Source organism: Rothia sp. HMSC066G02 (assembly GCF_001813145.1).
Lineage (GTDB): Bacteria > Actinomycetota > Actinomycetes > Actinomycetales > Micrococcaceae > Rothia.
This window is the reverse complement of the sequence record NZ_KV811586.1, coordinates 201357-217551: the sequence shown is the minus strand read 5'-3', so window position 1 is coordinate 217551 and position 16195 is coordinate 201357. Positions and strand designations below refer to the sequence as shown.

The 16195-nt window shown below is 56.9% G+C and carries 9 protein-coding genes; all 9 read right to left on the bottom strand.

Features of this window, described 5'->3' with window-relative positions:
- Window positions 1–398: 398 nt before the first annotated feature.
- Window positions 399–2108 carry an ABC transporter family substrate-binding protein gene (locus tag HMPREF2894_RS03580; protein WP_049361842.1) on the bottom strand — a complete coding sequence of 570 codons (1710 nt, stop codon included), beginning with the start codon at window positions 2106–2108 and terminating at the stop codon, window positions 399–401.
- Between the two features lie 442 nt (window positions 2109–2550).
- Window positions 2551–4251 carry an ABC transporter family substrate-binding protein gene (locus HMPREF2894_RS03575; protein WP_070677832.1) on the bottom strand — a complete coding sequence of 567 codons (1701 nt, stop codon included), beginning with the start codon at window positions 4249–4251 and terminating at the stop codon, window positions 2551–2553.
- Window positions 4252–4659: 408 nt separating this feature from the next.
- On the bottom strand, window positions 4660–6390 hold the full coding sequence (locus HMPREF2894_RS03570) for an ABC transporter family substrate-binding protein (protein WP_070677830.1): 1731 nt from the start codon (window positions 6388–6390) through the stop codon (window positions 4660–4662).
- A gap of 368 nt (window positions 6391–6758) precedes the next feature.
- Window positions 6759–8459, bottom strand: coding sequence for an ABC transporter family substrate-binding protein (locus HMPREF2894_RS03565; protein ID WP_070677828.1), 1701 nt, complete (start codon window positions 8457–8459; stop codon window positions 6759–6761).
- A gap of 429 nt (window positions 8460–8888) precedes the next feature.
- Window positions 8889–10982: an ABC transporter ATP-binding protein gene (locus HMPREF2894_RS03560; RefSeq protein ID WP_049359635.1), complete on the bottom strand. Its 2094-nt coding sequence runs from the start codon at window positions 10980–10982 to the stop codon at window positions 8889–8891.
- Window positions 10982–11983, bottom strand: coding sequence for an ABC transporter permease (locus HMPREF2894_RS03555; RefSeq protein WP_005507216.1), 1002 nt, complete (start codon window positions 11981–11983; stop codon window positions 10982–10984). Before HMPREF2894_RS03555 ends, HMPREF2894_RS03560 begins: the two co-directional genes overlap by 1 nt.
- Window positions 11980–12975 (bottom strand): ABC transporter permease, encoded by a 996-nt coding sequence (locus HMPREF2894_RS03550; protein WP_005507218.1) that lies wholly within the window; start codon window positions 12973–12975, stop codon window positions 11980–11982. Before HMPREF2894_RS03550 ends, HMPREF2894_RS03555 begins: the two co-directional genes overlap by 4 nt.
- A gap of 526 nt (window positions 12976–13501) precedes the next feature.
- On the bottom strand, window positions 13502–15244 hold the full coding sequence (locus tag HMPREF2894_RS03545) for an MDR family MFS transporter (protein ID WP_049357828.1): 1743 nt from the start codon (window positions 15242–15244) through the stop codon (window positions 13502–13504).
- A gap of 130 nt (window positions 15245–15374) precedes the next feature.
- A complete protein-coding gene (locus HMPREF2894_RS03540; RefSeq protein WP_239662189.1) occupies window positions 15375–16046 on the bottom strand; it encodes a TetR/AcrR family transcriptional regulator in 672 nt (223 codons plus the stop codon).
- Between the last annotated feature and the right edge of the window lie 149 nt (window positions 16047–16195).

Sequence of the window (16195 nt, the reverse complement as noted above, 5' to 3'; positions counted from 1 at the left end):
AGGCCGACGGTACCCAGGGCAACGGTGCCGGTGAGCAGGGTACGACGGTTGAGAGTGAAAGTGGTCATTAGTTTTCCTCGGTTAGGTGAGATGCTGAATTTTTGTACGCGGGGGAACACAACCCGCACATCTTTGTGACAGCACGCACATTTTGCATTGAGATTAGTATACACACATTTCCCACGCACTATGACCTAGTTCACCGTTTTAGGGAAAATATTTCAGCCAATCCCCGAAACCACCCCACCACAAACCCCCCATCAAAAACACAGAAAAGCCCCGCAGTACCCCGCCGCTGAGGCGGAATACCGCGGGACTTTGCCCTCCGGAGTCTTATGCCGGCGCCTCCGAAAATTCGGAAACTACCGAATAGGAATCCAGAAAATTAACATGTGGCTTTAGTTCTGCCAACCCACATTGACCCAGCGCTTGGGGTCGGTGTAGCTGGTTGCGAAGAGGGAAGGACCGTAGTTAGCCAGCTTCTCCTTCACAGCTACGTAGCTGGGGCCGTTAGCGTAGGGGAAGTAAATAGCGACCTTCTCCATGTGCTGCTTCTCAGCCTCAGCAGCCATCTTCAACTGCTCCTCGTGGGATTCCTTCTCGTAAATGGAGGCAATGTACTTATCCAGCTCAGGATCGCCCACACCCTCGTTAATTTCGCTGGTGTAGAAGTACTGAACGCTGTCGGCGGGGTCAGCACCAATGCCCCAACCGGAGAAGGCGCAGTCGTACTGCTTAGCGCCCATCACGGAGTTGAACTGGGACTGCGGCTGGTTGTCCTGCTCGAGCTTAATACCTGCCGCCTTGAGCTGCTGCTCGAGGTTCTGGAACTGAGCCAGAGAGGTTGCATCCGAACCGAAGTAGGTGATGGAGAAGCCTGCAGTCTTGCCGTCCTTGGCGTAGTAGTCGCCGGACTTGGAGTAGCCTGCTGCTTCCAGGATCTTTGCCGCAGCCTCGGCGCCGGGGTTGGACGGCATGTTATTCTGGTAGCCCTTCTGGAAGGGCATAGCGATCAGGGAGCCGGTCAGGGGCTCTTCCCAGTTGATCTGGCCGAACTTGACCTTAGCCAGCTGAGAGCGGTCAACCGCTGCGAAGACTGCACGGCGCAGAGCGGTGTCGGTCACGCGGGTCGGGTTGAACTGCAGGTTGATCACGCCGAGGCTCTGGCCGGTACGAATCTGGACACCGGGCTGACCCTTGACAGCATTGTAGGTTGCCAGGCCAGCAAAGCCGATGCTGTCCAGCTCGCCATTCTTGAACGCTGCGCGCTCTGCTTCGTCGCCCATTTCACGCCAGATAATGCGGTCCAGCAGCGGCTTCTCACCCCACCACTTGTCATTGGGTACGAGGGTGAGGGTCTTAGCCGAAGAGTTCCACTCGCCAATCTTGAAGGGGCCAGACCAGTACTGATCCATAGGCTTGTTCACGAATCCGTTGTTGAAGAGCTCCTTGTCGGTCAGTGCGGGGTGCAGACCGAGCAGGCCGAGGGTTTCGGCAGGGTACAGGGGCTTGGACATAACGATCTTGACGCGGGTCTTGTCGCCATCCACGGGGTCGATGGACGCCACCTGCTGCCAGAAGGGAGTTGCGATGACGTTGTAGCCGTCATCGGGGTTGCGGTAGACGGTCCACGCGGCGCGGATTGCCTCAACGTCAACGGGGGTGCCGTCGTTGAAGACAGCCTTAGAGTTGAGCTTGAAGGTGATGGTCTGCACGCCGCCAACGGTCTCTGCCTTGTAGTCGCTGACATAGTCGTCGTTGAGGCTGTATTCGCCAGCAGGGCTCAGGGAGGTGAAGCCGATAGCGGAGGGGATGTTGCAGGGGCCACCGAATGCGGTGAGGTTCGCGGTGGTGTAGCCACTCTGGGTCAGAATGTTGAAGTTCGGGCCGACTGCAGAGACGCTACCGCGGAACTCGCCACCCTGCTTGAGGGAGGAGCGGTCCTGCTTGTTGATTTCGAGGTTCTTGACGATTTCCTCGGTGCTTGATGCAGCCTTACCGCTGATCTTCTTGTCAGAGCCGCCGCCGCATGCAGCGAGCAGGCCGACGGTACCCAGGGCAACGGTGCCGGTCAGCAGGGTACGGCGATTAATACGTAGATGAGTCATGTATTCTCCTCATGCCGGAGGGCTCAGGTGCTATTCGATAAGCGCACCGTGTTGTGCGCCGATTTTTCGGGAGCGCCGAAGCTCCCGCCCATCACCTTTGTGAGAGCCCCCACATTGTTTGTGGTTGAAACACAGTATACCCCCAAAAGAAGCGACGCAGACCACAGTCCAGACTCTGGAAGAACTATACACTGTCTAAAAATCACGGGTTCGGCATCTAAACCCGCATCATTGCGCGGAAGCCGCGTGTGAAAACTAAAAAATGAAATATTATGTCGCATTGGCGCGCGAGCGCGTCACATCCGATGCTTTGAGAATCATTACACGTTAAAAGCACATCGATGGGCAGCTAAAGCGCCTTGAACCCTCCAAAAGAAAAAGCCCCCCACCCCTATACGACACTGCGAAAACGTATAGGGGGCAGGGAGCTTAAAACTGCGGCTTACGCCATCCAGCCGACCGTAGACCAGTCGAGGCTCTTGAAGAGGAACGCACCGTAGTTAGCGAGCTTCGGGCGGCATGCCTTGAAGTCCGGACCATTGAGGAACGGGATGAAGAGGCAAACCTCGCTCATGTGCTTCTTCTCAATTTCGTTGCACTTCTCGGCGCGCTTAGCGTCGTCGAGAATGGTGACCATCTCGTCGACCATAGCGTCGATTTCGGGGGTGCCGACGCCGTTCCAGTTCTTGGAGTGGTAGAAGTACTCGGCTGCACTGGTCGGCTCGGAGCCCACGCCGAAGCCCGAAATGCTTACGTCGTACTCGCGGTTACCAACAACCTTCGAGAATTCGGACTGTGCACGCGAATCGAGCTCGAAGTTAATGCCGATTTCCTTCATGCTCTGGATGAAGGTCTGTGCCTGGCCCTTGGTGGTGGCGTCATCACCGAAGGTGGTCAGCTTCAAGGTGATGGTCTTGCCGTCCTTCGCGTAGAAGTCGCCAGACTTGGTGTAGCCTGCCTTCTCCAGGACCTTGCGTGCCTCCTCCGGGTTACGTGCCGGGTAGTTGTCGCGGTAGTACTGGGAGGAACCCAACAGAAGCATCGAACCGGGTACTTCTTCTTCGTAGGGCAGACCCTGGAAGCGAATCTTTGCCAGAGCACCACGGTCGATACCCAGGAAGATTGCCTTACGTACAGCAACATCGGTGATGTGCTCTGCGTTCAGGTTCATGCCGCCGGCGAAGAGGCGGCGACCGCGGCGAATTTCAGAGTTCGCAACGTCCTTCATCTCGTTGTAGGCGCTGAGGGTACGTGATTCCACGACGTCCAGTTCGCCGTTCTTGTACGCGGCGCGAGCTGCAGCGTCAGCCATTTCACGCACGACGATGCGGTCCAGCTTGGGCTTCTCACCCCACCACTTGTCGTTGGGTACAGCGGTGAAAGTCTTCTCGGAGGAGTTCCAGCCGTTGGGTGCCAGGGTGAAGGGGCCGCAACCGAGCTCGGGGTGGGGGTTGTCCACGAAACCTTCGTTGAAGAGGTTTACGTCGAGCATTGCCGGGTGCAGGATTCCGCCGAAGAGCAGACCCTTGACGGGGTTGTGTGCGGTCTTGAAGACAACGCGTGCGTGGTAGCGGTCGCCGTCGATAGCTTCAACGCTTTCGATGAACTCGTAGATACCTGCTGCGCCGATCTTGTATTCACCCTCGGGGTCACGCTGAATCTGCCAGGTTGCCTTGAGGGCGTCGATGTCGATGGGGGTGCCATCGTTGAAGACTGCCTTGGGGTTCAGGCGAACCTCTGCGGTGATCTTGCCGTCTACTTCCTTAGCTTCGAAGCCGAGGCAGTAGTTGGGGTCGAGCTCATCTTCACCCTTGTAGGTGCTGCGCCAGATGCCGGCACCGGCGATAACGCCCATGGTTTCGGAGACGGAGGTGCTCGAGCCGTTCTGGGAGAAGCGGTTGAAGTCCGGGCCCAGGGAGTAGGTGCTCAGGTTCAGGGTACCGCCCTGCTTGAGCTTCGAGGTATCCTGCTCGTTGATTTCATAGAACGGGGTTTCGCTTGCCTTGTGCTCGGTCTTGGAGGACGAGGAGCCACAAGCGCTCAGTACGCCGGCAGCAGCGACGGCGGTTGCGCCGCCGAACAGTACGCGGCGGCTCATGATCGGGTTGAATCCGGAGAGGGAGGGGATGGGGTGGGGGCTCATGATGGGCTCCTTGTGGGTGTGGACTGCGCTAATGCAGTGTTTGCAGTGTAGAGTGGGTGGCTCGCATGCTCTGGAGGCGGGGTTTCCGTCTGCAGGAGCGCCTGCCATCTGCGGTGATGGGCGGGCAGGTCAAGCCATGCAAAATAATGTGACCTAAAGCTATGTTATAAGCCACATTTAATATTTTTAGTAGTGTACACCACACACATCACTACAAGTGCGCAACACGATAAATATTTCTTAATTATTACGCCCGGCCCTAAGGCAGCGGGCCTAAATCCATGTCGGCACAACCCCACCACCCTTCGAGTGACACTCCCTCCCCCGCCTCCAGAAATAGTCAGCGGGCACAGCAAAGCGGGCCGAACGCGCATATACGCATTCGACCCGCTCATAGGGTAGGAACCCCTAGGAGTTCATCCAGCCCACAGCAGCCCAGTCCATCGACTTATACAGGCGCGGACCATAGTTAGCCAGATTCTTCTTGACCATCACAAAGTCAGGACCGTTCGTAATGGTACCCAGGAAGGCGAACTCAGCCATGTGCTTCTTCTCAATCTCGTTACAGGCAAGGTTACGTTCCTTGTCATCCTCAATGAGGGTCATGGCGTCGATGAGGGCATCGATTTCCTTGCTGCCGATACCTTCGTTGTTCTCGGAGTAGTAGAACTGCTTGGTACCCTCGGTTGCGTCAGCAGAGACCGAGTAGCCACTGAAGGAAATATCGTAGTCCCAGTTGCCCAGAATGGTAGCGAATTCGCTATCGGAGTGCTGGTCAATGCGGATTTCGATACCGACATCCTTCATCTGCTGGGTAAAGGTCTGAGCCTTACCCTTGGTGGTCGGGTCATCACCGAAGACCACCACTGCACAGCCAGCCTTCGTGCCATCCTTCTCGTAGTAGTCGCCGTTCTTGGTGTAGCCGGCGGCTTCCAGAATCTTCTGCGCCTCCGAAACACTGTTATTCGGGGTCGGGTAAGAATCCTGGTAGTAGGGCGAGAAGGGCATATGAATCATCGAACCGGGGATAGCTTCCTCGTAGGGCAGACCCTGGAACTGAATCTTTGCGAGTGCTTCACGGTTGGTGCCGACGAAGATTGCCTTACGCAGGGCAGCATCCTTGACGCGGCGGGGGTTAATATCCAGGCCGCCAGCGTAGAGGCGGGTGCCCTTACGCAGTTCGGTACCCGCAATGTTCTTCACCTCGGCATAAGTGGAGGAGGTGCTTGCACCGATAGCGTCAATTTCATCGTTCTTGAACGCGGCACGTGCAGCGCTGGATTCCATCTGGGTAAAGACAATCTTGTCCAGCAGGGGCTTGGTGCCCCACCACTTGTCGTTGGGTACAACGCTGAAGGTCTTCGCGGTGGAGTCCCAGCCCTTATCCGCCAGGGTGAAGGGGCCAGCCCAGTACTCGGGGTGGGGCGCATCCACGAAGCCGTTATTGAAGAGCTCGACGTCTTCCAGTGCGGGGTGCAGAATCTCAGAGAAGAGGCTCTGCAGCGGATAGAAGGGCTTGGAGAAGGTGACGATTGCACTGTAGTCGTCTTCGCCCTTTTCTACGGATTCGACGAATTCGTAGATGCCGCTGGAGACAATGTTGTAGCCGTTATCCAGGCTCTTGAAGATGTTCCAGGTGGACTGGAGCGCCTTGTAGGTAATGGGGGTGCCATCGTTGAAGACAGCCTTGGGGTTGAGCTTGACGGCAACCTGAACCTTGTCGCCCTTCTTGCTGTGCTCGAAGGAGACAGCAAAGTCGGTGTTCAGCTTGTAAGTGCCGTCAAAGTCGAGGTTCCACATGCCGGCCTGGCTGATGGTGCTCATAACGTTGACGTTATCGCTGGTGTTACCGCTCTGGGTGTAGAAATTGAAGTTCGGACCGATGGATCCGGCGGGCAGGCGCAGGGTGCCGCCCTTCTTCAGGCTGTTCACATCCTGAGCGTTGATGTTGTAGAGGTCTTCGATATTGGCACCGGCGCCGGCGGCCTTGGTCTTTTCAGAGCTTGCGCTGCCGTTGCCGCAGGCGCTGAGCAGACCTACAGCTCCCAGAGCCGCGGTGCCGCCAATGAGGGCGCGGCGGCTGAAGCTGTTCTTGGTCGCTTCGTGGCTACTCGCGGTGTATGCGGTGTTGGCGGTCATGGGAGTGGTTTCCTTCTGTCTTGTGTGGGCGGGTGTATCCCGTATCCCCGAAGTAATGATTATTTATGCAGAGCACTGCATAATTTTGTATAACTCCACTGTAGCGCGCCTCGGGAGCAAAAACCAAGCATTTTTACAATATTTCTTAATATTTATCGTGTCTTTTGGATATTCATACTATGCATACGCTGTTTTTGCGCGAATTTTTCGGATTTTGACGGATAGCTATACCACCGCTCCCCCGCATCGGTACATAAAAGCGCCCAAAGCACCCCCTCCAGAAATGCAAAAAGTGTCCACCCGGATGATCCGGGTGGACACTTTCAATAGCTCTAGGCTATTCACCTAGGAGGTGAAGGGACGAGGACTTACTTAGCCCAACCGACCTTCTCCCAGTGAATGCCGGTGCCCTGGAAGAGGGACACGCCGTAGTTGCGCAGACCCTTCTTCACGAACTTGTACTCGGGGCCGTTCATGAGCGGAATCAGCACTGCGAACTCAGCCAGGTGCTTCTTCTCGATCTCGTTGCAAGCCTGGTTGCGTTCCTTGTCGTCAGCAATGAGCTTCATCTTTGCGATCATCTCATTGATCTCATCGGAACCGGCTTCCTCGGGCTTACGGCGCATGTAGAACTGCTCGGTAGCCTCGGTAGCATCCGGGGAGCTCGGAGCGAAACCGGAGGAGGTTGCGTCGTAGTCCTTGGAGGCCATGGTCTTGTTGAACTCGCTAACAGCACGGGAGTCGAGCTCAGCATTAATGCCTACGGACTTCAGCTGCTGAACCAGGGTCTGACCGACAGCCTTGGCAGTGGGGTCCTCACCGAAGATGGAGAACTTGAAGGCAGCCTGCTTGCCGTCCTTCTCGTAGAACTCACCGTTCTTGGTGTAGCCTGCCTCTTCCAGAATCTTGGATGCTGCAGTAGCATCGTTGTTCGGGGTCGGGTAGTCGTCCTGGTAGTACTCGGTGAAGGGCATATGAATAACCGAGTTGGGGAGCTTCTCTTCGTAATCCAGACCCTGGAAACGAACCTTAGCGAGAGCCTCACGGTTCAGACCAACAACCACAGCGCGACGCAGAGCAACATCCTGCATGCGGGCGGGGTTCATGGTCAGACCGCCGGCGAAGAGGCGAGCACCGCGACGAATCTCGGTGTTAGCAACTTCCTTGAGCTCCTTGTATGCAGAAGCGGTGGTAGCGCCAATCGCGTCAAGCTCATCGTTCTTGAATGCCGCGCGCTCAGCAGCGGTATCCATCTGACGGAAGACGATGCGCTCCAGAACGGGCTTCTCGCCCCACCACTTCTCATTGCGGGTCAGGGTCAGGGTCTTCTCGGTGGAGTTCCAGCCACCTTCAGCAATGGTGAAGGGGCCAACCCAGTACTCGGGGTGCGGCTTGTCAACGAAACCAGTGTTGAAGAGTTCCTTGTCCAGCAGAGCCGGGTGCATAATGCCAGCGAAGAGGGTATCCAGCGGGTAGTAAGGTGCGGAGAAAGTTACCTTCACCTTGAAGTCATCACCGTCGCGCTCCACGGAAGCAATGCTGCTGTAGATGCCGCTGGTACCAATCTTGTAGCCGCCATCGGTGCTCTTGAGGACCTCCCAGGTAGCCTGCAGAGCCTTGTAGTCGATGGGGGTACCGTCGTTGAACTTAGCCTGGGGGTTCAGCTCAATGGAGACAACGGGCAGACCGTTTTCTTCGGAAACATCGAAGCTCTTCGCGAAATCGGGAGCCAGAGTGCGCTTACCCATGGGGTCACCCTGCCACAGGCCTGCGTAAGCCACGGGGCTCATAGCAGTCTGGGTGTACAGGGAGTTGCCGTCCGCGCTGAAAAGGTTGAAGTCCGGGCCAATACCCGGAACAGCCAGGCGCAGAGTGCCGCCATCCTTCAGCTCAGATACAGCTGCCTCACCAAGGTCATAAAGCTCCTTGGCATCGGTGCCCACGGTTGCACCCTGGGTGGTTGCCTTGGAGTCCTTGGACGAGCCGCACGCAGCCAGTACGCCCACGGTACCCAGTGCTGCAGCGCCACCGAGAACGGTACGACGGTTCAGGATGAAATTCTTCTCCATGAGAGTGTCCTCTTATACGTTTGACCCTCAATAATCCCGCAGGAAAGCGTCAAGGATTCCCTGCTCATGCGCCGCCCAAAGGGTGCGGTGAGCGATGAATTAGTGCCGGTCTATGAATGTGTTCCTTCGGGTACGCCCCTAGCGGCGTGCCCATGGCTTAATTATGGCTTACTGCCCGCGTGAAAGCCCGCCCATAATTATTCATATCTTGAATGGTGAGAAAGGTTATACCTAGTCAGGGTGGTTTTACCCGTTTCCTGGAGCATTTCAGTGCTTAGCGCCACATTCTGCGGCTCGCACCGTCTCACTAGGTGGCAATCTCGAACAACGTACAGCCCACCAATACCGGGCATAAAAAACCCGAGGGGCGAATATTCAACGAATATTCGCCCCTCGGCACACATGCGACTTATTCAGCCGACTCTAGAGCTACACCGTAGCGGCCTCAGCCTCAGGGTAGTAGCAAGCATAACCGTGATCCTGGCCCTCAACGGGGGTCAGTTCCGGCATCTCCTCCAGGCAACGACGCTTCTTGTCCTCAGGCAGCAGCTTGAAGACCGGGCAACGGCTCGAGAAGCCACAACCCTTAGGCGCGTTCACCGGAGTGGGCAGGTCGCCCTCAAGCATAATGCGGTGGCGCTTTGCCTCAACCTCGGGATCCGGAACCGGAATCGCCGAGAGCAGTGCACGGGTGTACGGGTGAATCGGGTTGTCGAACACCTGGTCGACGTCACCGATCTCAACAATACGACCCAGGTACATCACTGCAACGCGGTCGGATGCGTGGCGAATCACCGCGAGGTCGTGAGCAACCATCAGGTAGCTCAGGCCCAGGTTTGCACGCAACTCCTCCAGCAGGTTGATCACACCAGCCTGGACGGACACGTCCAGTGCGGACACCGGCTCATCCAGAACCACGAGCTTGGGGTTAACGGCAAGCGCACGAGCAATACCGATACGCTGACGCTGACCACCAGAGAACTGGTTCGGGAAGCGGTTCACGTGGTCGGGCTGCAGACCCACAATGTGCATCAGCTCGATGACGCGCTTCTTGATGTCTGCCTTGTTCATGCCCTGGTTTTCCAGGGGCTCAGCCAGCACCTCGTAAACGGTGAAGCGCGGATCCAGAGCACCGGTGGGGTCCTGGAACACCATCTGCTGGTTCTTACGCAGCTCAAGAATCTCACCTGCGGACTTGCCGTCCTTGGTGGAGGTTCCGTTAATCAGAATCTCACCGTCGGTGTTCTTGTTGAACTCCATGATTTCCAGCAGGGTGGTGGTCTTACCACAACCGGACTCACCCACGATGGAGAAGCACTCGCCCTCGCGAATGTCGAAGGACAGGCCGTTCACAGCCTTCACAGTGCCCACGCGGCGCTTAATCAGCGCACCCTTCATGAGCGGGAAGTGCTTCTTGACGTTGCGGACCTCCAGGACGGGGGCACGCTCCTCACGCGGAATACCGTCGTACTTCGATACCGGGGGTTCCGGAACCGGGTACAGCTCGTCTGCGGTCTTACCGACCAGCTCCTGAGAGATGGTGCAGGAGGAGTAGTGGCCCTCGCCAACGCCTTCCAGCAGCTGCAGATCGGGCTCGCCGTTGGAGTCCTGGCAGCACTGGCCACCGCTCTTAGCGATGGGGCAACGCGGGCGGAAGGAGCACGCGGTCACCGGGTTAATCAGGTTCGGAGGGGTACCCTCAATCGGAACCAGGGAGACCTTCTCGGAACGGTCCACACGCGGGACCGCACCCAGCAGGCCAATGGTGTACGGGTGGGAGGGATGCTTGTACAGGTCCTCTGCCTTCGCAATCTCCACCGGCTTACCGGCGTACATCACCAGAATGTCGTCAGCCATACCAGCCACAACACCGAGGTCGTGGGTAATCATGATGGTCGCTGCGCCGGTCTCTTCCTGAGCCTTCTGCATAACCTCCAGCACCTGCGCCTGAATGGTCACATCCAGTGCGGTAGTGGGCTCATCGGCGATGAGCACGCGGGGGTCATTCGCAATCGCCATAGCGATCATGATGCGCTGACGCATACCACCGGAGAACTCGTGCGGGAAGGAACGCAGGCGGTCAGCCGGCGAAGGAATGCCCACCATACGCATCAGTTCGATGGAACGGTCCTTGATAGCCTGCTTGCTCATGCCCTTGTTGTGGACCTTGAGCACCTCAGCAATCTGATCACCAATGGTGTACACGGGGGTCAGCGAGGACAGCGGATCCTGGAAGATCATAGAGATCTCCTTGCCGCGGTATGCGCACATTTCCTTATCGCTCAGACCCAGCAGCTCGGTGCCGTTGTACTTGACCGAACCGGTGATGTCAGCGGTAGTCGGGTGCAGGCCCATGATCGCCATGGAAGCAACGGACTTACCGGAACCGGACTCACCCACAATACCCAGGGTCTTACCGGGGTACAGGTCAAAGTTCACACCGCGAACAGCGTGCACGACGCCATTCTCAGTGTTGAAGCGGACGTTGAGGTCCTTAACGCTCAGAACGGGAGAGGTACTCATTAGTTCTTCGCCTCCTTTGCAGCGGCAGCGGGTGCCTCTGCCTTCTCGTTCTTCTTGGACTTCTTGATCTTACCGACCGACATCGAAGTCGGGTCGAATGCGTCACGCAGACCGTCGTTCATGAGGGCCAGCGGACCAACCAGCAGGAAGAAGAACAGAACCGGGAACCAGAACATGTGCGGCAGGGTGTTAATCTGCTGCGAAGCATCCGAAATCAGCGAGCCCAGCGAGTAGTTGGGGTACTTAATACCGATGCCGATGAAGGAGTAAGCGACCTCAGAGAGCACAGCGCCCATGATGCCGCTGGTGAAGTTCAGAACCAGCAGGGAGCCAATGTTCGGAACCAGGTGGCGCATCACAATCTTGAAGGGGTGCACACCCATGTAGCGTGCAGCCTTCACGAAGTCGCGGTTGATGAGGGACTGCGCCATTGCACGAATAACACGGGCGCTACCCATCCAGCCGAAGGCAATCAGCACTGCAGAGAGCAGAACCCAGGTGGGGACGCTCTTCTGAATCTGCTTACCAACCTGACCGTTGATCAGAATTGCCAGAATCAGCAGCGAGGGAACCATGATCAGGGTCTCGAGGATGAACAGCATAATCTTGTCAATCCAGCCACCGAAGTACGCCATCACACAACCGTAAACTGCGGAGATGAACACAGTGGCCAAACCGACGACCACACCAATCTGGAGAGAGGTCCAGACGGCCTCAGACATCATGGCGAACACGTCATTACCCGCGATGGTGGTACCGAACCAGTGCTCGGCCGAGGGGCCTTCACCCAGCGCCATGTAGTCAATGTCGTTGGGCTTGTACTTGGTCAGGTACTTACCGAACAGACCGAACAGACCCATGCCGATGAACACGCACAGACCGAAGACTGCAGCCTTGTTACGCAGGAAGCGGCGCAGAATAATAACGCTCTTGTTGATGACCTTGAAGTCACCGTTCTCCTGTACCACCGGTACGGAGGAAGTTGCAGTTACCTGACTCATGAGATCCTCACTCGGGGGTCGACGATGGTGGTAGCGATATCAGCGATGATCGCACCGACAGCGAACAGTGCAGAACCGTACGCGAGGGTCACGGTCGCAGCGTTCACGTCCTGCGCGGAAATGGAGTCAATCGACCACTTACCGATACCGGGCCATGCAAAGACGGTCTCGGCGAAGAATGCACCCGCAAAAATCATCGGAATCTGGTACGCGATGGACTGTGCCACGGGGATGAAGGAGACGCGCAGTGCGTGGCGAGTAATCGCCTGGTTACGGGTCAAGCCCTTAGCACGAGCGGTACGCACGAAGTCAGCGTTCACGTTATCGAGCAGGTACTGACGCTGTGCAATCTGGTAACCAGCCCAACCGAAGATGGTCATACAGAAGGTCGGCACGACGTAGTGCGCCGCCATATCCATGGTGATTTCCCAGAATCCGGTCAGACCCGGAGTCGAAATACCGGTCACATAGAAAATCTTCTCTCCACCATTAGCAACGGCGATGTTGTTGATAGTGGTCGCGCCCTGCTGCACCACGAAGTAAGCAACGGGAGCGGGGATGATGTAGACCAGGTAGGAGTAACCGGTGATAACACGGTCAGAGAACTTGTACTGGCGAGCTGCCGAGTACACACCCAGGGCAATACCAATCACAATCGAGAGAATGGTAGCCACCAGCAGCAGGCGGGTAGAAACCCACACGCGCTGGCCAAATTCCTGGTTAATGTACGCGCCGTTGGGGCTACGGCCCCAATCGAACTTGGTGACCACATTGGTCAGCCACTGAACGTAGCGGTCCCAGGGGTTCATTTCGGGATCGAGACCCAGGGATGCGAAGTTACGGTTCACCTGCTCGGGGCTAGGCTTCGGAACCTTTTCCTGCTCCAAGAGGGCAGGCTTCAGGGCAGTAACCGCTGCAAAGTAACCCATCGTGGTCGTAATAAAGACCATGACGAGGTACGTCAGCGATCGCTGGAGGATGTACCTAAACATGGGACGGTTCCCCTCCTTGTGTAGATGTCGGTGTTAAGGCATGTGTGTCATGCTGTCCTAGCGCACTGCTTCGTGATGACTGTCACTAGGAGCATATGTACTTTATCTTATATAGCCTGTAACACTTCCACCAAACCCACATTGGGCACTTTCACCCCTTAGAACAGCCTGTATGCAAGCTAAAAGGGAGCTGGGTAAAAAAATGCCCCGGAATACCGGGGAAAAGGGGCGGATTAACAATTTTTACGAAAATTTTACATCGGAAACAATTCTCTCGACATAGGGACGTAATAACCTTTTCGATAAGCGCTTTAATGGGGCAAAACACCACGTAAACCCACTATTTAAGGGACTAAACCAACACTTCCAACCCCTAAACCAAGCACTAAGGCACACCTCTTAAGCGCACTGGTTAAGGCAACTCAGCCAAAAGCGGCGCCCCGGCACGAGCACACGACTCGCACCGGGGCGCCGCTTATATAGGAAGGCAACGCCTCCGGCGCGCACCTTTTCGTTATCCCTCGTTCTAGGAACGCGAGGAGCCGCCATCCTCCGAAGAGCCCGCCTCATGCGAAGCATCCGAGCTCACTGACTCAGCAATCGTCCTGCGGTTAGGACCCTGCATGCTCTTCAGAGCCTGCGCATCCTTCGCCGCCATCTCCGGAGTAATCACCGGAATCGCACCGGTCGCCGCACGGGCAATATCAACAGCCGGCTCAGTCTCCAGGGTCGTCGCCAGCGCATCCTCACGGATGAAGAACAGAAGCAGCGTAGACACCAGGCCCAGCGGCACCAGGTACAGGAACAGCGGAATCAGCGCATCGTTATACGCATTCACGATGATGCCGTGCACCGGCTCCGGCAAAGACGCCACCAGCTCAGGAGTCAGAGACGACGACGCATGGCTACCCGAAGACTGTAGCGCCTGCTGCGGCATACGCTCAGAAATCAGCGAGGTCAGACGCGAGGTAAACAGACCACCCACCAGCGAGGCACCCACGGTAGCACCCACCTGACGGAAGAAGTTATTCGACGCCGTCGCGGTACCCACCACGCTAACCGGGAACGCATTCTGAACAATCAGAGTCAAGAACTGCATGGACATGCCCAGACCGGCACCCATCACCGCAAGGTAGGTACAGAACAGCCAGGTCGGGGTCTCAACATTCACGGTCGACAGAAGGAACAGGCCCAGCGCCACAATCGCGGTACCGCTCGTCACGTAACGCTTATAGCGACCGCTCTTCGACACCACGCGGCCCGTCACAATCGAGACCACCAGCATGACGCCCATCATCGGGATCATCAGCAGACCCGCCACCGTAGCGCTCACACCCAGTGCCATCTGCAGGTAGGTCGGGATGTACTCCACCGCACCGAACATTGCCACACCCAGCGCCAGCGAAGCACCCAGGGTCAGCAGGAAGTTACGGTTCTTGAACAGGTACATGGGCATGACCGGCTCAGCCGCACGGTTCTCCACCGGGATAAACACCAGCGCAGCAACCACAGAGAAGACCAGCAGACCAATAATCTGCGGCGAAGTCCACTCGTACTGGTTACCGCCCCAAATCGTGGCAAGCACCAGCGCACTCGTGCCCGCCATCAGAATCAGCGAACCAAGGTAGTCGATGCTGTGCTTCTCACGGTCACGGAACGGGCGGTGCGGCAGCAAGAAAATCACCGCAAGAATCGACAGGATAGCCAGCGGCAGGTTCAGCCAGAACGCCCAACGCCAACCCGGCCCCTCAGTAATCCAGCCACCAATCAGCGGACCAGCCACCGACGAGAACGCAAAAACGCCACCGATAATACCCATGTAACGGCCGCGGTCGCGGGGAGGAATCACATCAGCAATCACAGCCTGAGACAGAATCATCAGACCGCCACCGCCCAGACCCTGCAGGGCACGCGCGAAAATCAGCCAGTTCATGTTCTGTGCGAGCGCGCCGACCACGGAGCCCGCCATGAAGGAGACAATCGCAAAAATCAGGAAGGGCTTGCGTCCGAACTGATCCGATAGCTTACCGTAGACCGGCATCGTAATCGTCGAAAGCAGGATGAAAATGGTAATCACCCAGCTCATGTGCTCCACGCCGTGAAGCTCACCCACAATCGTGGGCAGCGACGGCGCCAGAATCGTCTGGTTCAGCGAGGACATGAGCATCACAATGACCAGGCCCAGGAACATGGCGCGGATGCGGTTTTTACTTTCCTGCTTAGCCTCACCGGCTGGCGGCTGAGGTAGATTCTTTTCCTCTGTACTCATCGTTTAATCCTTAGTTACGTTCTATATGTCTGTTGTGAGTGTCCGCCGGGCTCTGGATTCGGTTGCCTCGATTCGGGGCCTCGGATTCGGTTTCCGGCGGGCTTTTGTAGTTTGTAGCAGTGAACCGCCGCTAGATTGCCGGTCGGTTCTGCTCAAAAAGCAGGAACTGGAAGGTCTTCACCGTCTGGCGGATATGGCGGGCAATATCCTCTTTATCTTCCAGGTCGCGGGCGAACTCCAGCTGACGAAGCACCGCGGAGGCAAGCTGGACCTTTGCGCGTGATCGCTCCCGGAAGTGATCGGTCAGCGGGTCAGCGGGGGTTCGGCGCGGGAAGGGGCCGCGGCGACCGGCCGCGTCAAAAGCCACCCAGTCAATAGTGTTCAGGTAATCGGTGAGCACCTGTTCGCACTTCATGTAGTGCATTTTCATTCGTTTCGCGGACTCGGGGAACTCCTGAAAGGGAGCTCGGGGGTCCTTGCCATTGGCGTAGTGGAAGCTCTGGAAAATGACCTCCCAGAGAAGGTGGGTTACACGAATGATGGTGTTGTCATCCTCGTGGGCGCGGTCTGTTTCGAGGATTTCCTCGCTGACCACCGGTTCACGCAGACCCAGAACGGCGTCCTCTTTGGAGGGGAAGTAGTTGAAGAAGGTACGCGGGGAGACGCCCGCCTCCTGGGCGATTTCTTCAACGGTGGTTCCGCGCATCCCATGGTCGCGGACGCGTTTGAGGGCTGCTTCGTGGATTGCCGTCCAGGTTTGTTCGCGGCGGCGTTCGCGAAGGCTCTGTTCCTTTTTCTGCATAACTGCAATTATTTCACCACTGCACACAATGCTCAAGTGCATTTTTAGCGTTAAGGCTCACAGCATAGCCGGCTAAACTCCGGCCCCGCCACTGGCACACAACACCCGCACACAATACCGACACATCACATACGAAGCGGCAAACCCCC

Coding starts and splice junctions, on each gene's coding strand:
- HMPREF2894_RS03540 (WP_239662189.1), bottom strand. CDS start 16,046: ATGCAGAAAAAGGAACAGAGCCTTCGCGAACGCCGCCGCGAACAAACC.
- HMPREF2894_RS03580 (WP_049361842.1), bottom strand. CDS start 2,108: ATGACTCATCTACGTATTAATCGCCGTACCCTGCTGACCGGCACCGTT.
- HMPREF2894_RS03560 (WP_049359635.1), bottom strand. CDS start 10,982: ATGAGTACCTCTCCCGTTCTGAGCGTTAAGGACCTCAACGTCCGCTTC.
- HMPREF2894_RS03570 (WP_070677830.1), bottom strand. CDS start 6,390: ATGACCGCCAACACCGCATACACCGCGAGTAGCCACGAAGCGACCAAG.
- HMPREF2894_RS03545 (WP_049357828.1), bottom strand. CDS start 15,244: ATGAGTACAGAGGAAAAGAATCTACCTCAGCCGCCAGCCGGTGAGGCT.
- HMPREF2894_RS03555 (WP_005507216.1), bottom strand. CDS start 11,983: ATGAGTCAGGTAACTGCAACTTCCTCCGTACCGGTGGTACAGGAGAAC.
- HMPREF2894_RS03565 (WP_070677828.1), bottom strand. CDS start 8,459: ATGGAGAAGAATTTCATCCTGAACCGTCGTACCGTTCTCGGTGGCGCT.
- HMPREF2894_RS03550 (WP_005507218.1), bottom strand. CDS start 12,975: ATGTTTAGGTACATCCTCCAGCGATCGCTGACGTACCTCGTCATGGTC.
- HMPREF2894_RS03575 (WP_070677832.1), bottom strand. CDS start 4,251: ATGAGCCCCCACCCCATCCCCTCCCTCTCCGGATTCAACCCGATCATG.